Annotated in this window: 16 protein-coding genes and 1 pseudogene; 7 read left to right on the top strand and 10 right to left on the bottom strand. The window is 71.6% G+C overall.

What is annotated here, in order from left to right; translation table 11 throughout:
- Positions 1 to 3 precede the first annotated feature (3 nt).
- Positions 4 to 2,463: a mechanosensitive ion channel domain-containing protein gene (locus WT16_RS02890; RefSeq protein WP_197486448.1), complete on the top strand. Its 2,460-nt coding sequence runs from the start codon at positions 4 to 6 to the stop codon at positions 2,461 to 2,463.
- A gap of 102 nt (positions 2,464 to 2,565) precedes the next feature.
- Here WT16_RS02890 and WT16_RS02885 read toward each other — a convergent pair.
- Both WT16_RS02885 and WT16_RS02880 read right to left on the bottom strand, forming a co-directional pair.
- Positions 2,566 to 2,973, bottom strand: a pseudogene (locus WT16_RS02885) (NADPH-dependent FMN reductase); the annotation flags it as partial.
- Between the two features lie 69 nt (positions 2,974 to 3,042).
- Positions 3,043 to 3,672 carry a cysteine dioxygenase family protein gene (locus WT16_RS02880; protein ID WP_006026252.1) on the bottom strand — a complete coding sequence of 210 codons (630 nt, stop codon included), beginning with the start codon at positions 3,670 to 3,672 and terminating at the stop codon, positions 3,043 to 3,045.
- Positions 3,673 to 3,816: 144 nt separating this feature from the next.
- On the opposite strand from WT16_RS02880, the gene WT16_RS02875 reads away from it, so the two are divergent.
- Positions 3,817 to 4,284: an Lrp/AsnC family transcriptional regulator gene (locus WT16_RS02875; RefSeq protein WP_009892050.1), complete on the top strand. Its 468-nt coding sequence runs from the start codon at positions 3,817 to 3,819 to the stop codon at positions 4,282 to 4,284.
- Positions 4,285 to 4,322: 38 nt separating this feature from the next.
- Here WT16_RS02875 and WT16_RS02870 read toward each other — a convergent pair whose 3' ends face one another.
- Genes WT16_RS02870 through WT16_RS02860 form a run of 3 tightly spaced genes read right to left on the bottom strand, consistent with a single transcriptional unit; the run spans position 4,323 to position 7,807 of the window.
- Complete coding sequence (locus WT16_RS02870) at positions 4,323 to 5,093, bottom strand: ABC transporter ATP-binding protein (RefSeq protein WP_197486455.1); 771 nt, start codon at positions 5,091 to 5,093, stop codon at positions 4,323 to 4,325.
- Positions 5,094 to 5,103: 10 nt separating this feature from the next.
- Positions 5,104 to 6,780 carry an iron ABC transporter permease gene (locus WT16_RS02865; RefSeq protein WP_063532672.1) on the bottom strand — a complete coding sequence of 559 codons (1,677 nt, stop codon included), beginning with the start codon at positions 6,778 to 6,780 and terminating at the stop codon, positions 5,104 to 5,106.
- The gene (locus WT16_RS02860; protein WP_063532671.1) at positions 6,770 to 7,807 is read right to left on the bottom strand and encodes a Fe(3+) ABC transporter substrate-binding protein; all 1,038 of its coding nucleotides are present in this window, start codon (positions 7,805 to 7,807) and stop codon (positions 6,770 to 6,772) included. Before WT16_RS02860 ends, WT16_RS02865 begins: the two co-directional genes overlap by 11 nt.
- 287 nt (positions 7,808 to 8,094) lie before the next feature.
- Here WT16_RS02860 and WT16_RS02855 point away from each other — a divergent pair, with 287 nt between their 5' ends.
- Positions 8,095 to 8,271 (top strand): hypothetical protein, encoded by a 177-nt coding sequence (locus WT16_RS02855; protein WP_006026257.1) that lies wholly within the window; start codon positions 8,095 to 8,097, stop codon positions 8,269 to 8,271.
- A 94-nt stretch (positions 8,272 to 8,365) separates the two neighbouring features.
- On the opposite strand, the gene WT16_RS02850 is transcribed toward WT16_RS02855, so the two are convergent.
- From WT16_RS02850 to WT16_RS02845, 3 genes are read right to left on the bottom strand one after another with little or no spacing between them, the layout of a single operon-like run.
- A complete protein-coding gene (locus WT16_RS02850) occupies positions 8,366 to 9,730 on the bottom strand; it encodes an amino acid permease (RefSeq protein ID WP_063532670.1) in 1,365 nt (454 codons plus the stop codon).
- A complete protein-coding gene (locus tag WT16_RS30055) occupies positions 9,727 to 9,918 on the bottom strand; it encodes a rod shape-determining protein MreB (protein WP_075644861.1) in 192 nt (63 codons plus the stop codon). The genes WT16_RS02850 and WT16_RS30055 overlap by 4 nt, the downstream gene beginning before the upstream one ends.
- A complete protein-coding gene (locus WT16_RS02845) occupies positions 9,915 to 12,203 on the bottom strand; it encodes an FUSC family membrane protein (protein WP_063532669.1) in 2,289 nt (762 codons plus the stop codon). The genes WT16_RS30055 and WT16_RS02845 overlap by 4 nt, the downstream gene beginning before the upstream one ends.
- Before the next feature lie 262 nt (positions 12,204 to 12,465).
- Here WT16_RS02845 and recC point away from each other — a divergent pair, with 262 nt between their 5' ends.
- The 4 genes from recC to arfB are packed head-to-tail and all read left to right on the top strand — an operon-like array spanning position 12,466 to position 22,689.
- Positions 12,466 to 15,810: an exodeoxyribonuclease V subunit gamma gene (gene recC / locus WT16_RS02840; protein WP_063532668.1), complete on the top strand. Its 3,345-nt coding sequence runs from the start codon at positions 12,466 to 12,468 to the stop codon at positions 15,808 to 15,810.
- Positions 15,807 to 19,619, top strand: coding sequence for an exodeoxyribonuclease V subunit beta (gene recB / locus WT16_RS02835; RefSeq protein WP_063532667.1), 3,813 nt, complete (start codon positions 15,807 to 15,809; stop codon positions 19,617 to 19,619). The genes recC and recB overlap by 4 nt, the downstream gene beginning before the upstream one ends.
- Positions 19,616 to 22,288 carry an AAA family ATPase gene (locus tag WT16_RS02830; protein WP_063532666.1) on the top strand — a complete coding sequence of 891 codons (2,673 nt, stop codon included), beginning with the start codon at positions 19,616 to 19,618 and terminating at the stop codon, positions 22,286 to 22,288. Before recB ends, WT16_RS02830 begins: the two co-directional genes overlap by 4 nt.
- The gene (gene arfB, locus WT16_RS02825; protein ID WP_006026263.1) at positions 22,285 to 22,689 is read left to right on the top strand and encodes an alternative ribosome rescue aminoacyl-tRNA hydrolase ArfB; all 405 of its coding nucleotides are present in this window, start codon (positions 22,285 to 22,287) and stop codon (positions 22,687 to 22,689) included. Before WT16_RS02830 ends, arfB begins: the two co-directional genes overlap by 4 nt.
- A gap of 277 nt (positions 22,690 to 22,966) precedes the next feature.
- On the opposite strand, the gene WT16_RS02820 is transcribed toward arfB, so the two are convergent.
- Together WT16_RS02820 and WT16_RS02810 are read right to left on the bottom strand one after the other, a co-directional pair.
- Positions 22,967 to 24,259: an EAL domain-containing protein gene (locus WT16_RS02820; RefSeq protein WP_063532665.1), complete on the bottom strand. Its 1,293-nt coding sequence runs from the start codon at positions 24,257 to 24,259 to the stop codon at positions 22,967 to 22,969.
- Positions 24,260 to 24,746: 487 nt separating this feature from the next.
- Positions 24,747 to 25,679 (bottom strand): DMT family transporter, encoded by a 933-nt coding sequence (locus WT16_RS02810; protein WP_006026266.1) that lies wholly within the window; start codon positions 25,677 to 25,679, stop codon positions 24,747 to 24,749.
- Positions 25,680 to 25,720 lie beyond the last annotated feature (41 nt).

The raw sequence follows: 25,720 nt of genomic DNA, 5'->3' as shown, positions 1-25,720 counted from the left end.
CGCATGCCGATTTCGCCTCGCCTGCTCTTCGCTCGCGGCGCCGCGCTGGCGATCGTTCTCGCCGGCTTCGCCCTCGCCGTTGCGCCGCACGCCGCGCGGGCCGCGGCCAATTCGGGCCTTGCCGCGTTCCAGAAGCTGATCGTGCCCGCCGCCGCGCCGGACGCCGCCGCGCCGGCGTCGGGCGCGGTGGCGGCAGCGGCGGCATCGGGCGCGCCGGCGTCCGCGCCGTCGCCGGCGAGCGCAGCCGAGATTGCGCGTTCGTTCGACGCCGTCATCCGGATGCTCGACAACGACCGGCAGCGCACGCAGCTCGTCGCCCAACTCAAGCAACTGCGCGACGTCGCAAAGGCAGCGCAGGCCCCACAACCTGCGTCCGCCGCAACGGCGGCGTCCGACGCGAAGGGCACGGGGCTTCTTGGCGCGATCGCGTCCGGCATGGCGTCCGTCGAAGCGAGCCTGCGCGAGCGCGACACGCCGCTGCACTACTGGTCCGCGCGCCTTCGCGCGGCGGGCGGCGAACTGTACGGGCTCGCGAGCGGCGCGGGGCCGCAGCCGCCCGCGCGAATCCTGCTCGATCTCGTGCTGATGCTGGCCGGCTGGCTCGCGTGCGCGGCGGCGCTGATCTGGGGGCAGCATCGGATCTGGGCGCGCCTCGGCATCGCGGTCAAGCTCGATCCGAATCCGAGTGCGAAGGGGATGCTGATTTTCGCGCTGCGGCGCGTCGGGCCCTGGGTCGTATCGTTCGCGGCCGTGCTCGCGATCGCGCGCGGCTTGCCCGATTCGCTTGGCCGCACGCTCGCGCTCGTCGCTGCTTACGCGATCGTGTCGGGCTCGGTGTTCGCGGCGCTGTGCCTCATCATGTTCGCGCTCTTCAGCGCGGGGCACCGGCGCGCGGCGGGGCGCGTGCTGATCACGCGCTCGTGGCGGCTGCTGCGCCTGATCGGCGCGTTCAGCGCGCTCGGCGACGCGGCGCTCGAGCGCGACGTCACGTGGCAACTCGGCGTCGATCTGTCGAGCCTCGTGTCGACGATGTCGAGCATGACGGCCGCCGTGCTCTGCGCGTGCTTCGCGCTCGCGTACCGGCGGCCCGTCGCCCATCTGATCCGCAACCGCAGCCACGCGCAGCGCACGGGCCAACGCGCGACCACCGAGATGATCGACTTCGCGGCCGCGCTCTGGCCCGCACCCGTGCTGCTGCTCGTGATCGCGTCGGTCGCGGGCACGCTGCTCGGCAGTCGTTCGTCGAACGACATGCTGCGTATCTCGATCGCGAGCGCGCTGCTGCTCGTGCTCGCGTTCTTCCTGTCGGCCGTCGCGCTGCGCGTCACGCGGCCGCAGCCGGCTCGCCACACGCGGCGCCACCGCTCCGCGTACGTCGCGCGGCTCGTGCGTTTCGCGGGCTCGCTCGCGACGCTCTTCATCTGGCTCGGCTACATCGAGCTGACGTCGCACCTGTGGGGCATTTCGCTCGCGCGGATCGCCGAGCACAGCGTCGCCGCGCGCGGGATCGCGCAGGCCGTGACGGCGATCGTCGTCACGCTGTTCGTCGCGTGGCTCGCGTGGATCGTCGTCGACACCGCGATTCTCGAGGCGCTCGGCTCGTCGTCGTCGCGCGGCAAGGGGCGCAACCCGAGCGTGCGCGCGCGCACGATGCTGCCGCTCGTGCGCAACGTTGCGTTCGTGACGATCGTCACCGTCGCCGCGATCGTCACCGCGGCGAACCTCGGCATCAACGTGACGCCGCTCCTCGCCGGCGCGGGCGTGATCGGGCTCGCGGTCGGCTTCGGCGCGCAGTCGCTCGTGTCCGATCTGATCACCGGGCTTTTCATCATCGTCGAGGACACGATCTCGGTCGGTGACTGGATCGATGTCGACGGCGGCCACGCGGGCACCGTCGAGCATCTGACGATCCGCACCGTGCGGCTGCGCGACGGGCAGGGCGCGCTCCATTCGATTCCGTTCTCGCAGATCAAGATCGTCAAGAACCTGTCGCGCGACTACGGCTACGCGGTGTTCGAAGTGCGCGCGCCGTTCTCCGCGGATCTCGACCGGGTGCTGCGGATCGTGCGCGACGCGGGCGCAGATCTGTGGAGCGACGCCGCGGTGCGCCGGTCGATGCTCGGCGGAGTCGAGGTCTGGGGGCTCGATCGCTTCGAGCCGAACTGGATGGTCGTCAAGGGGCAGATCCGCACGCGCCCGCAGCAGCAATCGACGGTGATGCGCGCGTTCAATGCGCGGATCAAGCAGCGGATGGACGATGCCGGGATCGAGATTCCGTTGCCGCGAATGCATGTCTATACGACGGCGGCGGGCGGCGTCGCGGCTGTCGGTGACGCGACGCGCGGCGGAGAAGGGCGGGCCGGGCGCGCCGAGACGAGTGCCGAAGCGGGCGACGGCCGCGTCGGACCGCATGCCGATGTCCGCGCGGATGCGGCGGGCAAGCGGGGCGCGCAAGGCGCGTGACGCGCATGCTGTGCCCGGTTCGCCGCCCCGCCCGCGCGTGCGCGGCGAAGCCGGGCTCGGGCCTGTTCGAGCACGCTCGCGCGCCGCGGCGCGGAATTAGCGCGCCGCGTCCGCGTGCGCCGCGCGCGGCGACGCGTTGAACACCGCAACCGGCTTGTACACCATCGCTTCGCAGCCGACGCTCCAGTCGAGCGTGTTCTTCATCACGCCCGTCACGCCGTGCGCATACTCGGGACTCGCGATCAGCACGCCGGCGGCCGCGTTCAGCCGGTCGCGAAACGCCTGGACCGGTTCCGGCATCGGATGCTCGACATCCGGATTGAACAGCGGGAATTCGCCGAGCCGCTGGAACAGCGCGACGCGCATGCCGACGGGCGCCAGCGCGGCGGCCGCTGGCAGCAGGGCGGTGTTGGTCGACGCAGCGCGCAGGCTGCCCGAGATGGCCAGGATGTCGATGGTGTGCGCCGTGGGGCTGGGGGATCGCTTCGTGAAGGACGCGCCGGAGTCTATCAGGCGGCGCGGCGCCGCGTGGGGCGCGCCGCCGCAGTGCTCGCGCGAGCGCCGGCAAGCGCGGGCTCGTCACGCATACGCGCCGGCGTCGACCGCGACGACGTCGTTCACGTGCGTCGCCACCTGCTCGCCGGCGACGCCGTACACGTGCAGCGAGATCGCGGGCGCGTCGGGCTTCGCGCCCGCATGCCCGAGCCGGTGGATCGCCTCGCGCCCCGCGCGCACATACGACACCGCGCCCGTCGGCCGCGCGCGCTTGCGCGCGTCGATCGCGCAGCAGGCCGCGTCGCTCCAGCGGTAGACGATCTCGGTGAGCCCGCCTTCGAGCACCGCGTAGCCGCACCACGCATGATGGCCGTGCACCGGGCTCCATTGGCCCGGCTCCCAGACGAGCGACACGACCGCATAGCGGCCGGCCGGATCGGCGGCGAGCAGGTGGCGGCGATAGCCCTCCGCGCCGCTCTCGCGCTGGGCGGGCGTGAGGAGGTCGGGCGCCGCGGCGGCTTCGGCGAGCGCGGCGCGCAGTTCGCGCGCGAACGCCGGATGCCGCGACGGCGCGGCTTCGTTGGCGAGCGCGTCGAATGCGGCGTCGAGCCGCGCGCAAAAACGCGCGATCGGCGTCGGCGCCGGCGCGGCGCGCTCGCGCGGCTTCGGATGCGTATCCGGTGCATGCGGGGGGGAGGAGGCGGCGTGATTCATCGTTGACTCGGTCGTCCATTGCCCGCGGCGACTTGCGCGGGTCGGTACGTATTTATACCGGTCGACCTGGAGAAACGGATTCCATATTGTTCCCTCATGCGGATAATGAATAGAATAATTTTCTATTCGCTAGGGACTGGGGAAATGGACGCGATCGATCGTAAGTTGCTCGAACTGCTGCAGGAGGACGCGACGCTGCCGATCGCCGAACTCGCGCAGCGGGTGAATCTGTCGCAGACGCCGTGCTGGAAGCGGATTCAGCGGCTCAAGGAGACGGGCGCGATTCGCGCGCAGGTCGCGCTGTGCGACCCGCGCAAGCTCGGCGTGGGGACGACGGTGTTCGTCGCCGTGCGCACGAACCAGCACACCGAGGAGTGGGCGGCACGCTTCACGCAGGTGGTGCGCGACATGCCGGAAGTCGTCGAGGTCTACCGGATGAGCGGGGAGACGGATTATCTGCTGCGCGTAGTCGTCGCCGACATCGACGACTACGACCGCATCTACAAGAAGCTGATCCGCTCGGTGCCGCTCTTCGACGTGAGCTCGTCGTTCGCGATGGAGCAGATCAAGTATTCGACCGCGCTGCCGGTGCGCGACGGCGGCGCGGGCTGATCGAACCGGGCGGGCGCGCTGCGCCCGGCGCGCGGGGCTCAGCGCCCGCGCTCGAGCGCGCGCCGGCGCTCGTCGGCGAGCGCGTCGCGCCGCACGAAATCCGCGACGAACGCGTTCGCCGGGCGGTGATAGAGGTTGTACGGCGTATCCCATTGCGCGAGCCGGCCGTCGTCGATCACGCCGATGCGGTCCGCGAGCGCGAACGCTTCCGCCTGGTTGTGCGTGACGAAGAGCGCCGTGTGGCCCGCCGCCTTCAGGATGTCGCGCACTTCGAACGCGAGCCGCTCGCGGGTGTCGACGTCGAGATTCGAGAACGGCTCGTCGAGCAGCAGCAGCTCCGGCGACGGCGCGAGCGCGCGGGCGAGCGCGATCCGCTGCTGCTGGCCGCCGGACAACTCGTGCGGGTACGCGTTCGCCGCGTCGGTCAGGCCGACGAGCTCGAGCATCTGCCCGGCGCGCGCGCGGCGCGACGTCTTCGGCGTGCGGCGCAGCCCGAATTCGACGTTCTGCTGCGCAGACAAGTGCGGAAACAGCGCGTAGTCCTGAAACATCATCCCGACGCGGCGCTTCTCGGGCGGCACGTCGGCGTCGCGGCTCGCGAGCGCGGCGCCCGCGAGCACGATCTCGCCCGCGCGCACCGGCTCGAAGCCCGCGATCGCGCGCAGCACCGTCGTCTTGCCGCAGCCGGACGCGCCGAGCAGGCAGCCGATCGCGCCGCGCTCGAGCGCGAGGTTCAGTCGATCGACGATCGTGCGCCGGCCGCGCGGCGTGTCGTAGGCGAGCGTGACGGCGTTCAGTTCGAGCAGCATGGCGGGCATGTCAGGATCCGGATTTCAGTTGGGTGCGCGCAAGCACGATCACGGGCACGAGGCCCGCGACGACGATCGCGAGCGCCGCGACCGCGCCTTCCTCGTAGGTGCCGCGCGCGGCTTCCGCGTAGAGCCAGGTCGCGAGCGTGTCGAAGTTGAGCGGGCGCAGCAGCAGCGTCGCGGGCAGCTCCTTCATCGCATCGACGAACACGAGCAGCGCGCTCGCGCCGAGCGCCGGGCGCAACAGCGGCAGGTGCACGCGCCAGAGCGTCATGCCGGCCGATTCGCCGAGCGTGCGCGACGCCTGTTCGAACGACGCCGGAATGCGCGCGAGACCGGCCTCGACGCTGCCCGCGGGAATCGCGAGGAAGCGGATCGCATACGCGATCACGAGCGCGGCGGCCGAGCCCATCAGCACGAGCGCGTCGCGCTCGAGCGCGGCGGCGATCGCGCGATCGGCGAGCGCGAGCGGTGCGAGCAGGCCGATCGCGAGCACGGTGCCCGGCACCGCGTAGCCGATGCTCGCGAGCCGCGCGCAGACGCGGCTCGGCTGGAACCGCGCGCTGTCGCGCGCGCGGCGCGTTGCCCACGCGACGACGATGCCGCCCCCGAGCGTGACGACGGTTGCGGCGAGCGCGACGGCGAGCGTGTTCGCGAGGCTCGCGAGCAACTGGGCCGATACGCCGCCGACGAGGTGCAGGCGCTTCGCGGTTTCGTGGACGAGATACGCGGCGGGCGCGCCGAAGCCGACGGCGACGGGCAGCCAGCCGAGCGCCGCCGCGCCGGCGGCGGCCGCGCCGCGCAGCCGCCGCGGCTCGATCGCGCGCATCCGGCGGCCGTGCGCATAGCGCTCGCGGCGGCGGCCGTAGCGTTCGAGCGCGAGCGCGCCGAGCACGATCGCGAGCATCGCGAGCGCGATCTGCGCGGCGCTCGCGAGGTCCGAGCGCGTGACCCACGTCGTGTAGACGGACACGGTGAGCGTCTGCACGCCGAGGAATTCGGACGCGCCGACGTCGTTCAGCGTTTCGAGGAGCGCGAGGCTCGCGCCGACCGCGATCGCCGGCCGCGCGAGCGGCAATACGACGCGAAAGAAGGTTTCGATGCGGCCCGCGCCGAGCGTGCGCGCGGCTTCGACGAGGCTCGCCGATTGCGTGACGAACATCGCGCGCGTGCACAGATAAACATACGGATACAGCACGAAGCCGAGCACGACGATCGCGCCCGGCAGCGAGCGCAGATCGGGCAGGCGGAATTCGCGCGGGCTGTCGAAGCCGAGCGCCCAGCGCAGCGCGGACTGCACGGGCCCGATTGGGTGCAGCAGGTCGAGATACGCGAATGCGACGATGTACGACGGCACCGCGAGCGGCAACAGCAGCGCCCACGCGAGCGTGCGGCGTCCGGGGAAGTCGTAGGCGGTGACGAGCCAGGCGGCGCCCGTGCCGACGCACGTGACGATCGCGCCGACGCCCGCGAGCAGCGCGAGCGTGTTCGCGGCCGCTTGCGGCAGCACGAATGCGGCCAGATGCCGCCAGTGCGACAGGTCGGCGCCGAGCGCCGCGCACGCGAGCGCGGCGAGCGGCGTGCCGACGACGGCGGCGATCGCCACCGCGCCCGCGAGCCAGCCGCGCGCGGCGACGCGCAAAAGGCGCGGGCGGCGCGCGAGCGGCGCGTCGACGTCAGTTGTCAAAGCCGACCTTGTCGATGAGCTGGCTTGCGCGCTTGCGGTACTTCGCGATCTCGGCGAGCGGCAGCGGATCGACCTTGAGCGGCCCGAAGCCGGCGATCACCGGATCGAGCGTGACGCCCGCGCGCACCGGATATTCGTAGTTCGCCTGCGCGTACAGCGCCTGCGCGGGCGGCGACGCGAGGTATTCGAGCAGCTTCACTGCGTTGTCCCTGTTCGGCGCGTGCTTCGCGACGGCCGCGCCGCTCACGTTCACGTGCGTGCCGCCGCTCTTCGCGTTCGCGAACGTCGGGCGCACGACCTTGATCGCGTCGCCCCACCGGCGCGCATCGGTGCCGGGCGCCGCGTGCTTCATGTGGCCGGCGTAGTACGCGTTCGCGAGCCCGACGTCGCAGATGCCGCCGAGGATGTCGCGCGCGACGTCGCGGTCGCCACCCGTCGCCTTGCGCGCGAGATTTGCCTTCACGCCGCGCAGCCACCGCTCGGTCGCCGCTTCGCCGTCGTGCGCGATCATCGCGGCGACGAGCGCGGTGTTGTACGGATGCTGGCCGGAGCGGATGCAGACCTTGCCTTTCCATGCCGGATCGGCGAGCGACTCGTACGTGATCGCGTCGAGCTTCAGGTTCTTGTCGACGTACAGCACGCGGTCGCGCAGCGACAGTGCGTACCAGTCGCCGGCCGCGCCGCGCAGGTTCGCGGGGATCGCGCCGTCGAGCGACGCCGAGCGCACGGCTTGCGTGAGCCCGCCGTCGACGAGGTCGAGCAGGTTGCCGATGTCGACCGTCATCAGCACGTCGGCGGGCGAGCGCGCGCCTTCCGCCTTCACGCGCTCCAGCAGGCCGTCCTTGACGAACACCGTGTGGACGGCGATGCCGCTTTGCTTCGTGAACGCGTCGACGAGCGGCTGGATCAGCTTGGGCTCGCGGGTCGTGTACAGGTTGACTTCGTTCGCCGCGTGCGCGGCGGGGGCGGCGACGGCGAGCGCGAACGCGAGCGCGCGCAGCAGCGGGCGGGCTTGCTTGACGAACATGGGGGGCTCCGGCGAAAGACGTGCGGTGGGCGGGCCGCTCCGTCAGGCAGGCCGCGCGGCCATCACGGAGCGAACATTACAAAACGAAAGATTCGAATTGTAATGCGAAATGAGAATGATTCGGGAATGATTCGCAAATGCGAATCGCTCGCAAAAAGACTGATGAATCGGGCGACGGGCACCGGGCGACGGGCACCGGGCGCAGGCGGCGCGCCGCGCGCCGCGATGGCGATGCGGTTGCGCGTAGAATGCCGGCTTGACGAATTTTTGACGGAGCGCAACAGGCGATGAACGATCCCCGCAGCAAGAAGAATCCGGTATTCGGCGTGGCGATTCTGATCGTCGTGGTCATCGCGCTCGTGATCGGCACGATCCTGTACAACGCGATTTCGCAGAAGCACGAATACGACGAAGCGCATCCGCACGCGTCGTCGTCGGCGAGCGCCGCGTCCGCGCACGGCTGATCGCGCGCGAACGCGGGCGGCGCGGCCGCGCCGGCGCCCGCAAGCGGCGCGCCAGCGCTCCCGGGGCGTGCGCATGCCGCGCCCGTCTGCCGCGTCAGCGCGCGACGGCGGCGAGCCGCGGCCGGACCCGCGTGTAGAACACGAGCGCGAGCATCGCGAGCCACGCGGCGCCGACGAAGAGCGCGACGCGCGTGTCGTCGAAGTAGCCGAGCATCGCGATCACGAACGCCATGAACGCGATCGTGAGCGCCGGCCCGATCGGCCAGAACGGCACCTTGAATTTCAGCGCGGCGGTCTCGGCCGCCGAGAGCCGGCGGCGCATCGCGACCTGCGACAGCAGGATCATCAGCCAGACCCACACGGTCGCGAACGTCGCGATCGCGGCGACCATCAGGAACACGTCCTTCGGCATCAGGTAGTTGAGCACGACGCCGACGAGCAGCGCGCCCGCCATCACGAGCACCGTGACCCACGGCACGCCGCGCGCGGACATCGCCGCGAGCGCGCGCGGCGCCTGGCCCTGCAGCGCCATTCCGTACATCATCCGGCCCGCGCCGAAGATGTCGCTGTTGATCGCGGAGATCGCCGCGCTGATCACGACGAGGTTCAGGATCTCGGCCGCGGAGCGCACGCCGAGCGCCGAGAAGATCTGCACGAACGGGCTGCCGTTCGCGCCGACGCCCGTCCACGGAAAGATCGACATCAGCACGACCATCGTCAGCACGTAGAAGAGCAGGATGCGCATCGGCACCGCGTTGATCGCGCGCGGAATGACGCGCTCGGGCTCCTTCGCCTCGCCCGCGCTCATGCCGATCACCTCGATCCCGCCGTACGCGAAGATCACGACCGACAGCGACGCGACAAGGCCGCCCACGCCGTTCGGCAAGAAGCCGCCGTGCGACCACAGGTTCGCGAGCGACGGCGCGCCGCCGCTGCCGAGCGTCATCCCGGTGAAGAGGATCGCGGCGCCGCCGCCGATCATCGCGACGATCGCGCCCACCTTGACGATCGACAGCCAGAACTCCAGCTCGCCGAACACCTTCACGTGGCACAGGTTGAGCCCGCAGATGATCGTGACGATCGCGAGCACCCAGATCCACTGCGGGACGTCCGGAAACCAGAAGCCCATGTAGATGCCGAACGCGGTGATGTCGGCGATCGCGACGATCACCATCTCGAGCGTGTAGGTCCAGCCGGTGACGAAGCCCGCGAACGGGCCGAGGTTCTCGGTCGCGTAGTGGCCGAACGAGCCGGGCACGGGCTCGCGCACCGCCATTTCGCCGAGCGCGCGCATCACCATGTAGACGGCCGCGCCGCCGACGATGTACGCGAGGATGACGGCGGGGCCCGCCAGCCGGATCGCGGACGCCGAGCCGTAGAAGAGGCCCGTGCCGATCGCCGAGCCGAGCGCGAGAAAGCGGATGTGCCGCGCGCTCAGATGGCGCTGCAAGTTCTTCATCGTGTCTCCGAATGATTGGTGTCGTCGGCCGGACGAGCAGGCCCGGCGCTCGCGCCCGAAAAGTTGTATAGACAACTTGGCGCGGAATGGATCATACCAATCGACGCGCGCGGGCAGTAGTCAGGGAATCCCTGAGTACGTGCGCGGCGCGAAACGGTGGAAAGGAAAGGGTGACGCGGGCGACTCACTCGGGCAGCCGGATCACGCTCGCGTCCTTGCGGATCAGCAGCGACGACGCGAGCATCTGCTTGCACTGGTGCGCGAGCACCTTCAGGTCGTGCGTGAGATCGGCGCTCGCGTCCGAGCGTTCGGCGTCGACGACCATCGAATCGAGCTCGCGCGTCAGTTGCCGGGTTGCGTCGGCCTGGTTCGGCGGCGGCGGCGCGCCGGCCTCGGCCCGCTCCAGATGCTCGCGCACGGCGGCCATCCCGCGCTCGAGCGCGGGCGGATTGGCCTGCTCGCACGCGTGGCGCAACAGCGGCGCGGCGGCGGTGATCTGCGCGCCGAGCACGTGGGTCTGCACGAGCAGGTCGTTCAACTCCGGCACGAACTTCTGGTGCGCCTTCGGCTCGAGCATCATCCGCTGGAACGCCTGGCCGAGGTTCGCGAACGCGATGTGCACGTTCTTGCGCGCGAGCCGGTATTGATAGTCGCCGTCGAGGCCGGGGGCCGCCGCGTCGACGACGGCCGCGACCGCCGGCACGGCCGCCGCGCCGTCGGCCACGGGCACGGCCACGGGCACGGCGGCCGCCGTCTTGCCGCGGCCCGCGCGCCACGTCGCCTCGAAGTACTTGCGCGTCGTCGCGAGCACGTCGGCGACGAGCTTGCCGATCGCGCGGTATTCCCAGTACGGGAAGAGCCGGCTCGCGGCGATCGCGATCATGCAGCCGACGACGGTGTCGATCGCGCGCTCGCCGATGATCCGCATGTTGCCGGGCGCGAGCAGATGGAAGAGCAGCAGCACGTACGACGACGTGAACACGACGCTCGCCGCGTAGTTGAAAAGCAGCAGGCTGTAGCTCATCACCATCGACGCGAACATGAACGCGATCAGCACGTGCGGCTCGCGCACCGTGTAGATCAGCGCGAGACTCGCCGCGCAGCCGATCAGCGTGCCGACGATACGCTGCACGTTGCGCTGCTTCGTCAGCGAATAGCCGGGCTTCAGGATGATGATGCTCGTCATCACGATCCAGTACGCGTTCGTGAGCGGCAGCAGGCGCCCGAGCCAGAAGCCGACCGCGACCGCGATCGTCACGCGCAGCGCGTGCCGGAAGCTCGGCGACCCCATGTTCAGGTTCGAGAAGATGAGCAGCGGCGACATCCGGCGCTTCTGCAGGAAGCGCGTGAGCGCCTTGTCGATCTTCAGTTCGGTCTGCTGCGCGTCGGCGCTGCCCGACAGGTTGCGGCGCATCTTGTCGATGAGGCGCGTCGCGCTCCAGATCCGGCGGAATGTCGCGAGCACGGCCGCGTACGCTTCCGGGTTCGTCGCCGCGAACTGCTTCTTGCGCATCAGCTCGATCTCGTATTCGATCGCGCGCAATTCGGCCTTCACGCTGATCCGCGAATGCGGCAGCCGGTTCTCGAGCACGGCGAAGCCGATCTCCTCCAGATCGGCGGCCGCCTTGCGGATCAGGTCGCGGTAGAAGATCATCAGGTCCGAGCCGCCGAACGTGCTGCGCACGAGCGGGTAATCGGTGTGCGCGCCGACGAACATCTCGTGCAGGTCGACGCTGTTGATGAACAGGTTGAACATCATCGTGCGGCCCGGGTCGAGCTTGCCGCGGCGCAGCTTCGGCAGGTTGCGCAGCACGATGTCGCGCGCGGTTTCCTGCGTCTCCACCGCGGTGATCTGCCTCGCGACGAGATTGCGGTAGCACTCGTCGAGGTCCGCGTCGAGATCGTAGAAGTCCGCGCGCGCGAGCAGGTACGACGCGCACGCGAAGAGGCTTTCGGCGAGCGCCTGCTGCTCGATGCGGCGCGCCTGCCAGCGCGACACGATCGTCGCCCAGTACGTGTACCAGAGCCCGCCCGCGAGAATCCACGATGCGTTGACGAGCGCCTGCAGCGGCGTGAATTTCTCCTCGAGCGTCATCACCATCATGAACAGCGTCGCGAAGCTGATCTGCGGCCAGCGGTTGCCGTAGACGACGATGAGCGACAGCGCGAACGTGAGCGGCACGATCGTGAGCCACAGCGCGAAGATGTGCGGCGTCGCGAGCCCGGTGGCGAGCGCGGAGAAAAAGCCGATCACGCTGCACGCGAGCATTTCGTTGTGCTTGTACTTGAGCGGGCCCGGCATGTCGACGACGCATGCGCCGAGCGCGCCCGTGGCGATCGTGAAGCCGAGCTCGCGGTCGTGCAGCACGATGAGGCTCAGCACGGCGGGCAGCGACACGCCGAGCGCGATCCGTAGGCCGCCGAAGAAATACTGGCTGTAGAAAAACTTCCTGATTTCGACCGAATAGCGCATCGATGGGCGAGTGAGCTGGCGACGGGGCGTCGGGGTGTTCTGGTTGGCGACGAGTCTATCGTATTTCCGCGTCGCGAAAGCCGCGTTTCGGGGCAGGGCGTGCGGCGTTCGGACTCCGACCGCCGCGCGGGCGCAAGACGGGCCGCGCGATCGCGGCGCGCGCCGGATCGGCCGATCGGCCAGGTTCTCGCGCCCGCCGCCCTTTGCTATCCTTGGCTCCTCGACTGGCCGGGCGTCCGCCCGGCGTCCTTCACCTGGTTTCATGCTCCATCTCTTCTACTCGAACCGCCACGAAACGCTGGCCGACGCGCTGCTCGACGATCTTGCGTTCGCGTCGGACGGCGCGGGCCCCTGGGCCGCGCAGCAAGTGATCGTGCCGAGCGCGGCGCTGCGCCGGCGGCTCGAGCTCGACGTCGCGAAGCGGCACGGCGTATGCGCGAACGTGCGCTTCAGCTATCTCGCGCAATGGCTGTGGGCGCAGATCGGCGAAGTGCTGACGGTGCCCGCGCATTCGCCGTTCGCGCCCGATCGTCTCGTGTGGCGCTGCTACCGGCTGCTGTCGGACGCAGGCGCGGCGCCGTGGCGCGGCTCGCCGCGGCTCGCCGCCTATCTGGCCGCGGCCGATGCGCCGATGCGCCACGAGCTCGCGCACCGGATCGCGACGGTGTTCGACCACTACCTGACGTATCGTCCGGAGTGGCTCGCGCAGTGGCGGGACGGCGAATCGATCTTCGCGCTCGAAGGCGCGCCGCGTCACGGCGGCGAGGCCGCGCGCGACGACGAGGCGTGGCAGGCCGCGCTCTGGCGCGCGCTGCTCGCGGAGCTGTCCGACAGCGGGATGCCGCCCGCGCACCGGTTCCTGCGCGAGGCCGGCGCCTTCGATCCCGACGTGATCGCGCGCGCGCAAGCGAAGTGGCCGGATGCGGTCAGCGTGTTCGCGCTGCCGACGATGCCGCCGCTGCACATCGCGCTGTTGCGCGAGCTGTCGCGCTGGATCGACGTGCGCATCTATGCGCTCAATCCGTGCCGCGAATTCTGGTTCGACATCGTCACGGCCGCGCGCGCCGAGTCGCTCGACGCGGCGGACCAGCTCGACTATCAGCAGGTTGGCCATCCGCTCCTCGCCGAATGGGGCAGGCAGACGCAGGCGCAACTGCACATGCTGCACGAGCTGACCGAGAGCGCGGCGGCGAGCGATGCGTCGCGCTACGCGGAGAACGCCGCGCCGACGTGGCTCGCGCGCGTGCAGAACGCGATCCTCGATCTGCAGCCCGAGGATGCGCTCGGCGCGCCGCCCGCCGAGCGCGGCGTCGAAGTGCACGTGTGCCATAGCCTCGCGCGTCAGCTCGAGGTGCTGCATGACCGCCTCCTCGCGTGGTTCGACGCGGACCCGAGCCTCGCGCCGTCGGACGTGCTCGTCGCGATGCCGGATCTCGCGGCGGCGGGGCCGCTCATCGACGCGGTGTTCGGCACGTCTTCGGGCGCCGACGCCGCGCGCATTCCGTACCGGATCACCGGCCTGCCGCCATCGCAGGCGAATCCCGTCGCGCGCGTGCTGCTCGACTGGCTCGCGCTGCCCGAGCGCAACGTCGGCGCGCCGGAGCTCGTCGAGTGGCTGCGCGCCGACGCGATCGCCGCGCGCTACGGAATCGACGCGACGGCGCTCGAAACCGTGCAGACGTGGCTCGCGGCGTCGGGCGCGCGGCGCGGGCTCGCGCCCGACGCGCAGGAGCCGCCGAACGCCGCCGTGCCCGCGCCGCGCCACACGTTCGCCGATGCGCTCACGCGGCTCTTCCTCGGCTACGCGATGCCCGACGGCGCGGCGCCTGTTTCGGCGTGGCTGCCGATCGCGGGCGCGGAAGGCGGCGAGGCCGAGCTGCTCGGCCGGCTCGCGCGCTTCACCGACGACCTCGACGGTTTCGCGCAACGCATCGCCCGCGACTTGACGCCGCAAGGCTGGGGCGACGTGTTCGCCGACGCGCTCGCGCGCTTCTTCGATTCGGGGCCGGCGTTCGCCGACGCGCTATCCGCCGTGCGCGACGCGCTCGACGCGATGCTCGCCGCGATGGCGGAAGGCGCGGGCGGCGCCGAGTTGCCGGCCGCCGTCGTGCGCGCGGGCCTCGCGGCCGCGCTCGACGATCCGGCGCGCGGCGGCGTGCCGTGGGGCGGCGTCACGTTCTCGTCGCTGACGAGCCTGCGCGGGCTGCCGTATCGCATCGTGTGCCTGATCGGGATGGACGACGGCGTGCTGCCGAGCCTTGCGCGCGCGGACGAGTTCGATCTGATGGCCGTGTTCGCGAAGCTCGGCGACCGCCAGCGGCGCGACGACGAGCGCAATTTGTTCCTCGACCTGCTGCTCGCCGCGCGCGAGCGCCTGCTGATCGCGTACACGGGCCGCAGCATCCGCGACAACGCGCCGTTGCCGCCCGCCGCGCTCGTCGACGAACTGCTCGACCATCTGGCGACGGCGGCGGCCGGGCCGGACGCGTCGCCCGCCGCGGTCGACGCCGCGCGCCGCGCGTTCGTGATCGAGCATCCGCTGCAGCCGTTCTCGGCCGACTACTTTGCGCCGGGCGGCGCGCTCTTTACGTACGACGCGTCGCGCGCGACGCTCGCGCGCCTGCTCGCCGAAGGCGGGCGGGAGGAGGCGTCCGCGTTCTTTTCGGAACCGCTGCCGGCCGAGCCCGCGGAGCCCGTCGCCTTCGCCGATTTCGAGCGCTTCTGGCGCCACCCGGCGCGCTCGCTGCTGCGCGCGCGGCTCGGCATCGCGCTCTCGGACGCGCAGGCGGAGCTCGTCGATACCGAGCCGTTCGAGCTCGATTACGCGGGCAGCGACGCGCTTGCCGAGCGCGTGCTGCCGCTCTTGATCGAGACGGCCGATGCGGCCGCGTTCGAGCATGCGCTGCGCGTCGCCGACGCGAGCCCCGAAGTGCCGGGCGGCGCGACGGGCGCGGTGCGGCGCGACCGTGAGCTCGACGCGCTCGCGCAGCTCGCGGGCAACGTGCGGCGCGCGCTCGCCGATGGCGCGGCGCGCGTGCCGTTCGCGTTCGACATCGCGCCCGCGTGGCCCGTGGCGGGCGATGCACCGTGGTTCGGCGAACACGACGCCGCGCTCGCCGCGGCGGCGGCGCGCGAGCCATTGCGCCTGCACGGCGCGCTCGCGCGGCTGACGGCTGCGGGGCAGGTGATCTACCGCTACGCGCGGCCGGGCGCGCGCGATTATCTGTCCGCGTGGCTCGCGCATCTCGTCTATTGCACGATCGATCCCGACGGGCCGCGCCGCACGCTGTGGCTCGGCTCCGGCGACACGTTCGAATTCGCGCCCGTCGCCGCGCCGCTCAAGCAGCTCGCGCCGCTCGCCGCGCTGTTCCGCGCGGGGCGCCGGATGCCGCTCGCGTTTTTCCCGAGGAGTGCGTGGGCGCTCGTATCGGAGAGCGAATCGAAGGCGGCGGGCGTGTGGATCAACGATCGCGTCGCGAGTGAGGCCGACGACGCGGCGCTCGCGCTCGCGTGGCGCGGCGCGAATCCGTCGCTCGACGAACCGTTCGGCGCGCTCGCGCATCTCGTGTTCGATCCGCTCGTCGAGCATCTGCGGAGGGCGTCATGAGCCATGCCGCGCAATCCGGCCCGCCGTCGAGCGAGCTCGACGTCTTCGCATGCCCGCTCGACGGCGTGAACCAGATCGAGGCGTCCGCGGGCACCGGCAAGACGTGGAACATCTGCGCGCTGTACGTGCGCCTGTTGCTCGAAAAGGATCTCGGCGCGGACGAGATTCTCGTCGTCACGTTCACGAAGGCGGCGACGGCCGAGCTGCACGAACGGATTCGCGCTCGCCTCGCGCAACTCGCGCATGCACTCGACACGGGCGACGACGGCGGCGATCCGTTCGTCGCGCGCCTGTTCGAGACGACGCTTGCGCCCGAGCGCGGCCTCGATCCGGAAACGGCTGCGAAGCGCGTGCGCCGCGCGCTGCGCGCATTCGATCAGGCGGCGATCCATACGATCCACGCGTTCTGTCAGCGGGCGCTGCAGGAAGCGCCGTTCGCGGCGGCGATGCCGTTCGCGTTCGAGATGGAGGCGGACGACGGCGCGCTGCGCTTCGAGCTGGCCGCCGACTTCTGGCGAACGCGCGTCGAACCGGTCGCGGCGGCCTATCCCGCGTTCGCCGAGTGGCTCGTCGAATATGGCGCGGGGCCCGCGGCGCTCGACGCGCAGCTCGCGCGGCGGCTGAAGAAGCCGCTTGCGCGATTGCGCTGGGACGGACTGCACGCGGCAGACGACGGCGCGGAAAGCACCGCGCGCGCGCACTTCGATACGGCGGCCGCGATCTGGCGCGACGAGCGCGGCGTGCTCGACACGCTGCTTGCCGACGTGCAATCGTCATTGAATCAGCGCTCGCACAAGCCGGACGCGGTGAGCGAGGCGCTCGACGCGTGGGCGCGCCACTTCGAGCAGGCGAGCGCGGTGGCCGCGCTGCCGCGCGCGGCGCTCAAGCTCACGCAGTCCGCGCTCGAGAAAGCGACGAAAAAGGGCGGCGCGACGCCGCGCCACGCGTTCTTCGACGTCGCGCAGGCGCTCGAGGCGGCCGTCGCCGCGGTCGAGGCCGCGCAGCGCGCGCGCTGGCTGTCGCTCGTCGAGCAATGGCTCGACACCGCGCCCGCCGAGCTCGCGCTGCGCAAGCGCACGCGCCGCGTCGTGTCGTTCGACGATCTGCTCGCGAACCTGTATCGCGCGCTCGACGCGCATCCGTGGTTGCGCGAGACGCTGCGCGCGCGCTATCCGGCCGCGCTCATCGACGAATTCCAGGATACGGACCCGCTGCAGTTCGCGATCTTCGACACGATCTTCGCGCCCGCCGGCCCGCTCTTCCTCGTCGGCGATCCGAAGCAGGCGATCTACAGCTTCCGCGCGGCGGATCTGCACACGTATCTCGCCGCGCGCGCGCGGGCGTCCGCGCGCTACACGCTCGCGGTGAACCAGCGCTCGACGCCCGCGATCGTCGATGCGTGCAACCGTGTGTTCAGCGCGAACCCGCGCGCGTTCGTGCTCGACGGGCTCGATTACGAGCCGGTGCGCGCCGGCTCGCGCGTGCGCGCGCCGCTCGTCGACGCAGCCGATCCGCTCGCCGGCGCGGGCGACTTCCGCGTCTGGACGCTGCCCGCCGGCGATGACGCGCTGACGAAGCGCGACGCGCAGCGGCACGCGGCGCATGCGTGCGCGGCGGAGATCGCGCGGCTGATGCGCGGCGCGCGCGAGCATGCGGCGACGCTCGGCGGCGCGCCGCTCGCCGCGTCCGACATCGCGGTGCTCGTGCAGACGCACCGGCAGGGCAGCCTCGTGAAGCGCGTGCTGGCCGCGTGGGGGATCGGCAGCGTCGAGCTCGCGCAGGCGTCGGTGTTCGCGACGCTCGACGCCGAGCAGCTCGAGCGCGTGCTGGCGGCCATCGACGCGCCGGGCGACCTGCGGCGCCTGCGCTCGGCGCTCGCGTCCGACTGGTTCGGGCTCGATGCGGCGGCGCTCTGGCGGCTCGAGCAGGGCGACGCGGATCCGGCTGGCATCGAAGACGCCTCGGGCGATGCGGGCGGAAATGACGGCCGCGCGCGCGCCGCATCGGCGAGCGCGACGGCGCTCCCTGCGGCGGACGCCGACGCGATGGGCTGGGTCGAGCGCTTCTCGCGCTACCGGCTGTTATGGCGCGAGCGCGGCTTCGCGGTGATGTGGCGCACGCTCGTGAACGAACTGCGCATCGCCGAGCGGCTGATGGCGGGGCCGGACGGCGAGCGGCGCGTGACCGACGTCAATCATCTCGCCGAGCTGACGCAGGCGCGCGCGTCCGCGCAGCCGGGCATTGCGCCGACGCTGCGCTGGCTTGCCGCGCAGCGCCTCGAAGGCGGTGGGGACGACGCGCAGTTGCGGCTCGAATCCGACCGCAACCTCGTGCAGATCGTCACCGTTCACAAGTCGAAGGGGCTCGAATACGCGATTGTGTTCTGCCCGTTCCTGAACGATGGCGGGCTGCGCGAGCCGGCCGGCTCCGGCTTGCCCGACGCGCGCGAGTACCACGACGAATCGGGCGGCGCGGTGCTGCATTACGGTTGCGATGAGGAAGCGGCCGAGCGCGCGTCGCGCGAGGCGGTGCGCGAGCAGGCGGCGGAGCGCGCGCGGCTCGTCTACGTCGCGCTCACGCGCGCCGTCTATCGGTGCTATCTGGTCGCGGGGACCTATCAGTCGTCGCGCTCGACGAAGGAGGCGCGGCGCAGCGTGCTGAACTGGCTCGTCGCGGGCGCGGGCCGCGATTTCGATGCGTGGCTGAAGGAGCCGCCCGAAGACGCGGAGCTCGCCGAGCGCTGGCAGGCGCTCGCGGGCGGCCCGGTGACGCTCGGCGCGCTGCCGGTGCCCGCGCATCGCGAGCCGCTCGCGGCCGGGCACGACGCGGGTGCGACGCGAGCCGCGCGGCGCGCGACGCGCGGGCTGCGCGACGCGTGGCGGATCGCGAGCTTCAGCTCGCTCGCGTCGGCGATCGCGCGCGACGAGAGCGGCGTCGCGCGCGCGGCCGACGACGAGATGCGCCCCGATCACGACGCGCTTGCCGCCGCGCTCGGCGCGGACGCGCTCGAGCTGCCGGACGCGGCCGCTGCGATCGCGCCAGCGCCCGCCGCCGCGCCGCGCGAGCCCGCCGAAGACGACATCCTCGCGTTTCCGCGCGGCGCGGCGGCGGGCGAATGCCTGCACCGGCTGCTCGAGCTGAGCAATTTCGCCGATGCGTCGACGTGGCCGCCCGCCGCGCTGCGCGCGCTGCACGAGCGCCCGGTCGAGGCGGAGCTCGCGCTGGCCGAGCGGCTTCCCGCGATGATGACGCGGCTCGTCGCCGATCTCGCGGCAACGGAGCTCGTGCCGGGCATGCGCCTCGCGGCACTCGACCCGGCGCGGCGGCTGACGGAAATGGCGTTCCTGTTCCCCGCGCCCGCGCTCGATTTCAACGCATTGCGGCGCTTGCTCGCCGCGCACGGCTATCCGGACGTCGCGCTCGAAGCGGGCACGCTTGCCGGATTCGTCAAAGGATTCATCGACATGATCGTCGAGCACGACGGCCGCTTCTGGATCGTCGACTGGAAATCGAATCATCTCGGCACGACGCCCGAAGCATACGGCGAGCAAGCGCTCGACGCCGCGATGGCGCACCACGCGTATCACCTGCAGGCGCTGCTCTATACGGTCGCGCTGCACCGCTATTTGCGCGTGCGGATGCGCGGCTACGACTACGACGCGCACATCGCGGGCTACCTGTACCTGTTCGTGCGCGGCGTGCGCCCCGATTGGCGAAGCGGCGGCGCGAGCGCGGGCGTGCATGCGCGGCGGCCCGCGCGCGCGCTGATCGAGGCGCTCGACGCGCTGATGCGCGGGGGGGACGCATGAGCGTGGTCGACGAACGTTTCGCATGGACGGGCGGCCTGGCGGACCGTCTGCCCGAGCCGGCCGATTTCGGGCTCGCGCTCGCCGAAGGCTTCGCGCGCCGGATCGGGATGTTGTCGCGCCGCGTCGGCGCGAGCGCCGCGGCCGCGCGCTGGGCGGCGCGCGCTGCGTTCGCCGCGAGCCGCGCAACGGCGGCGGGGCACGTCTGCATGTCGCTGCGCGCGCTCGCGCAACGCTACGACGAGCCGTTCGCCGACGTGCGCGACGCGCTCGCCGCGAGCGGCGTGACCGCGTTCGACGGCATCGCGCGCGGCGCCGAGTGTCCGCTCGTCGTCGATCGCGACGGCCGGCTGTATCTCGCGCGCTACTTCGACTACGAGACGCGGCTCGCGAACGCGCTCGTCGCGCGCGCCCGGTCCGGCGGCGCGGCGGCGGGCGGCGCCGGCGAACTCGCGCCCGATGCGCTCGGCGAGCGGCTCGTCCGCTATTTCGGGCCGCAGAAGGAGCGGGGCGTCGACTGGCAGCGCGTCGCGGCGCTCGTCGCGCTTACGGGCCGCGTGACGATCGTGAGCGGCGGGCCGGGCACCGGCAAGACGACGACGGTCGTCGGCGTGATTGCGTGCCTGCTCGACGCGCACCCGGACTTGCGGATCGCGCTCGCCGCGCCGACCGGCAAGGCGGCGCAGCGGATGCAGGAGGCGCTGCACGCGCGCGCCGGCAGCCTGCCGGCCGAGCTCGCGACGCGTCTGCCGCGCACGTCCTATACGCTGCACCGGCTGCTGGGCGGCGGCCCGGGCGGGCGCTTCGCACATCACCGCGACAACCCGCTGCCGTACGATCTCGTCGTCGTCGACGAGGCGTCGATGATCGACGTCGCGCTCGCCGCGCACCTGCTCGACGCGCTCGCGCCGAACGCGCGCCTCGTGCTGCTCGGCGACAAGGATCAGCTCGCGGCCGTCGAGGCGGGCGCGGTGTTTGCCGAGCTGAGCGCGCGTCCCGGATTCAGCTCGGCGACGTGCGCGACGATTGCGCGCGCGCTCGGCATCGGCGAGGCCGAGTTCGTGGCGGCGCTGCCGGACGGATTTGTTCTTGATGCGGCCGATGCGGCGAACGCGGGCGTGAGCCCGGACGCACGCGCGGCTTCGGTCGCTAGCGGCGCGACGGCGCGCGGGGCGGCCGGCGCGGCGGCGCCCGCCGCGCGATCGACGGCTGCCGTTGCCGCGGCGAAGGTTGCGCCGGAAGCCGCCGCTCAGCGCGCGCCGGCGCCGCGCACGGGCCGGCGCGGCGGCGGGCGAGACTCGAAACGGGGCGTCGACGATGCGCAGGGGTCGCTGTTCGCGTTCGACGATGAAGACGCGTTCGGCGTGGACGAATCGGGCGTCGATATGCCGGGCGTCGAGAGGCCGAACCTCGATCACCGGGACGGCCGCGCATCGCCCGACGTCACGCGCAGCCGGCGTGACGCGCTCCCCGCGCGTGCCCGGCCGGATTCGCCGGACGCGCCCGGCATCGAGACTGCCACGCACATGCATGCGCAGGCCGGCGAAGCCATCCCCGCCGATTTGCCGTGGGACGCGTCTTCCGCCGAGCCGGCCGCATGGATCGAAGCGGGCGAGCTCGAGTGGCTCGACAATGCGGTCTTTTCGTCGCCCGAACGCGCTTCGACGGATGCCGGATCTGGCGAGCAGTGCCCCGCGACTGCAACGGCAGCCGGCGCGGGCGCACGCACGCCTGCCGGCCGCGCGCCGGCTGCCCGCACCGAGGCGGATATCGAACCGCAAGCGTCGACGTCGGCGCTCCCGGCCGGGGCCGCGTCACCGGACGTTCCCTCCGCCGCGCCGTTGACCGACTGCGTCGTCTGGCTCGAGCGCAACTATCGCTTCGGCCTCGATTCGCCGATCGGCAGACTGTCGCTCGCGATCCGCCGCGGCGCCGTGCAGGACGCGCTCGATGCGTTGTCGACGGCCGACGACGCGGCCGCGCGCTTCCGCGACGACGGCGGCGCGACGCTGTCGGCCGCGACGGTCGAGCAACTCGCGCAAGGCTTCGCCGGCTACGCGGCCGCGCTGCGCGACGCGCTCGCGGCGCCCGATCCCGATCCGTTGCCGCTCTTCGACGTGCTCAACCGCTTTCGCGTGCTCTGCGCGACGCGCACGGGCGCGCGCGGCGCGGACGAGGTCAATGCGCTCGTCGCGGCCGAGGTGCGCCGCGCGGTGCGCGTGCCGCTCGCGCTCGGCGCGCACTGGTTCGCCGGGCGGCCCGTGATGGTGACGCGCAACGATTACGCGCTCGGACTCTTCAACGGCGACATCGGCATTGCGCTGCCCGACGCGCGCGGGGCGCTGCGCGTCTGGTTCCGCGGCGCGGACGGCCGCGCGCGCGCGGTGGCGCCCGCCGCGCTGCCGCCGCACGACACGGCGTTCGCGCTGACCGTCCACAAATCGCAGGGCTCGGAGTTCGACGACGCGGCGCTGATCCTGCCCGCGTCGTTCAACCGCGTGCTGTCGCGCGAACTCGTCTATACCGCGATCACGCGCGCTCGCTCGCGCGTGCAGGTGATCGGCTCGCGCTCGGTGCTCGCGCTTGCGATCGCGACGCGCACGGCGCGCGACTCCGGCCTCGCCGCGCGGATCGCCGATGCGCTGCGCGTCCGGCAGGAGGGCGCGCGATGACGCTGCGCTACGCATTCTCGCCGGACGAGGTCGAGCTGACGGCGGTTCGCGCGCAAGGCGCGGGCGGGCAGAACGTCAACAAGGTGTCGAGCGCGATTCATCTGCGCTTCGACATTCGCACGTCGTCGCTGCCCGACGACGTGAAGGCGCGGCTCCTCGCGCGCGCCGATCAGCGGATCACGCGCGAAGGCGTCGTCGTCATCAAGGCGCAGGAGTACCGCACGCAGGAAAAGAACCGCGCGGCCGCGCTCGCGCGGCTCGACACGCTGATTCGCAGCGCAGGCGTCGCGCCGCGCAAGCGGATCTCGACGCGGCCTACGCGCGCGTCGAAGGAGCGCCGGCTTGCCGAGAAGAGCCGGCGCAGCGAGGTGAAATCCGGGCGCGGCAGGATCGTCGAATGAACGGCCGGCCCGCCGCGTTTGCTCGTGCGTGTGCGGTGCATGCGGCGCGGGGGAGGCGTGCGGTTGGTGCCGCTCGGACGATAACAACTGCGCCTGGCGTGACGGCGGCGCGGAAGCGGAGAAACACGGAAACGCAGAAACGCAGAAACGCGCACGTCGATGCCGCGCGCCTGCTCGCCCGTCCGCTTCGCGTGCGGGAACCGCTCGCCTGACGAGCAGCCCCCGGGCCGAGGCGTCGGCCAACGCGCCGCCGCTTCCCGTCGCGCTTCCCCCGCCCCTACCGCTCGTCCCCGTATGACGAAAAATCGAAGTCGACGCAGAACACCTTCAGCGTCGTCCCGAGAGGGATCGCGACGGCGGCCGTGTAGCAGTCGCGGCCGTCCGTCAGCGAGAAGTGCGGCCCCATCAGCGCGACGCGTCCGGGCGCCGCGACCGCGCGCTGGAAGTACGCGCGCCGCGACCAGTTGCAATGCAGCTCCGGCAGCAGCGGCGCGAGCCGCCGTGTCGTCGCGCTCGGCGCGTCCGGCGCGTCCGGCGTCTCGGTCGTGACCGACGGCTCCACTTGCTCGCCGTTCGCTTCCGCAACGAACACGCGCCGCACGATCGGGTTCGTCAGCAGCCGCTGCGCGGCGCCGCGCAAATCCCGGGTCTGCGCATAGTCGGCGGCGCCCGCGAGCACGATGCGCTCGATCGTGTCGAAGCCGGGGGGCACGACGTCACCGTGCCGCGCCTTCACGCGCTCGGCGAAGCGCTGCCACGCGGCCTCGATGCGCGCCGGCGCGGCGCGGCCCGCGCGCTCGAGCGACGGATCGGGCTGGCCGAAGCAGAAACCCTGCACGAAGTCGACGTCGGCATCCATCAGGATCTGCAGCGCGTCTTCGCTTTCGACGCCTTCCGCGAGCACCATCGTGCCCGCGTGATGCAGCATCGTGACGAGATGATGGACGATCCGGTGCGCGTCGCTCGCCGCGAGCGAGCGCTCGAGGATCGAGCGGTCGAGCTTCACGATGTCGGGCTTGATCTGCCAGATGCGGTCGAAGTTCGAGAAGCCGGTGCCGAAATCGTCGACCGCGATCAGGAAGTCGCCGTGCTGGATCATGTCGAGCGTGCGGGCGAGCGCGACCTCGTTGCGCGACGGCTGCTCGATCACCTCGAGCACGACGCGCGTCGGCGGCAGCGCGAAGTGCGCGCAGAGCGCCTCGATGAACGCGCGCGGCGCGATGTCGGCGTCGAACATCTGCGGCAGCACGTTCAGGAACAGCCAGCACGAGCCCGTGTCCTGCGCGGCGAAGTTCGCGGCGTGCAGGCAGCGGGCCAGCCGGTCGAGCCGGAGCGTCTCGCCGCGCGCCTGCGCGCGCGCGAACAGCGTGTCCGGCGAAATCGGCGCGCCGTTCGCGTCGGTCGCGCGCACGAGCGCCTCGTAGCCGACGACGCGCTTGTGCGTGATCGAGATGATCGGCTGAAAGGCGCTCGCCAGCGTGACGTCGTGATATTGCACACGCCAGCCTTCGTCGCAGCGTGCGAACTGCGAAATCAGGCTTTCGGGGGAGAGCCCCTGCGTTTTCGGCATGGTGTCAGCGTCGCCGCGACGAGCGGCAAAGGGCGCGCCTCGCGCGGCGGACGGGCGCGCGAGCGCTGATGAGGACCACACGGCGAAAGACGAAACGCGTCATTTCTGCCTCCGGTGGGGAATTTAATCGAGTGTAACGAATGTCGATGCGTCTTGCGCATCGGGGATACGCTTAAATCCGGTGTCGCAATGTCGCGTGGCGGATGAAAAGCGGATGCCGCGCCGCAACGATCGGTGCGGCGCGCCCGCCGAGCCGCGACGCAGCGCAGTGCGCGCGTCGATCGAAGCAATTCCGACTCACCAGTCGGTTCAGATTCGCGGGCGAGCCCGCTGCGTATGCGACGGATTGCGCAGTCGTCGGCATTGTGCGCCGCCTGCCTCACCGGGCGGCGCGATCGATGTGCAAATGGCCGGCGAAAAAAGTGACTGTGCGCGAGGCTTGCCGACGATGCGCCGAACCCGTCGCCGCGCCGCCCGCCGCCCGCCGTCAGGCCGCCTCGTTCCGCTGGGGCCGGACGCCGGGAATCCGTCTGATCACGCCGGTTGCGAGCGCGGTGCCGAGCAGCACGATCGCGCAGCCTTCGAGCATCGCGAACGACACATGCTCGCCGAGAAAGAGCGCGCCCCACAGGATGCCGAACACCGGGATCACGAACGTGACGGTGATCGCGCGCGCCGGCCCGATGTGCGCGATCAGGTAAAAGAAGATGAAATAGGCGACGCCCGTGCAGGCGATGCCGAGCGCGAGCACCGAGCCCCATGCGTGCGTCGAGACGGGCGCGGCGGGCCAGGTCGCGAGCGCGAACGGCAGCAGCAGGATCGTCGCGCCGACCATGCTGCCCGTCGCGTTCACGAGCGGATCGACGCCCGTGAGCTTGCGCTTCGTGAAGTTCGCGGCGATGCCGTACAGCAGCGTCGCGCCGAGCGCGGCGGCGGCGGCGAGCGCGGCCGTCGCGGGCGACGCCGGATTCGCGCCGTGCGGCGAGAACACCTGGTCCCAGACGAGCGTGAGCACGCCCGCGAAGCCGATCACGAGGCCGAGCGCGCGCGGCAGCGACAGCGAATCCTTGAGCCACAGATAGGCGACGAGCGCGCCCCAGAGCGGCGTCGTCGCGTTGATGACCGACGTGACGCCCGCCGACAGCGTGAGCTCGGCGAACGCGAACAGGCAGAACGGCGCGGCGGAATTGAGCAGGCCGACGACGAAGAGCGGCCATGCGTGCTTGCGCAGCAGCGCGACGAGCTCGCGCGGCGAGTAGCGCGTGAGCATCAGCGCGACGAGGAAGACGGCGCCGATGCCGACGCGCAGCGCCATCAGCGGCGCGACGCCGAACTCGGTGACGCCGACGCGAATGAAGAGAAACGATGCGCCCCACAGCGCGGCGAGGACGATCAGCAGGAAGGCGTTCTTGATGTTCATCGAGGATCGGACACTGGGTGGTCGAAGGAGGATCGGCCAAG

It is taken from the genome of Burkholderia sp. MSMB1589WGS (assembly GCF_001636105.1).
Lineage (GTDB): Bacteria > Pseudomonadota > Gammaproteobacteria > Burkholderiales > Burkholderiaceae > Burkholderia > Burkholderia humptydooensis.
This window is presented reverse-complemented; position numbering and strand designations above follow the sequence as displayed.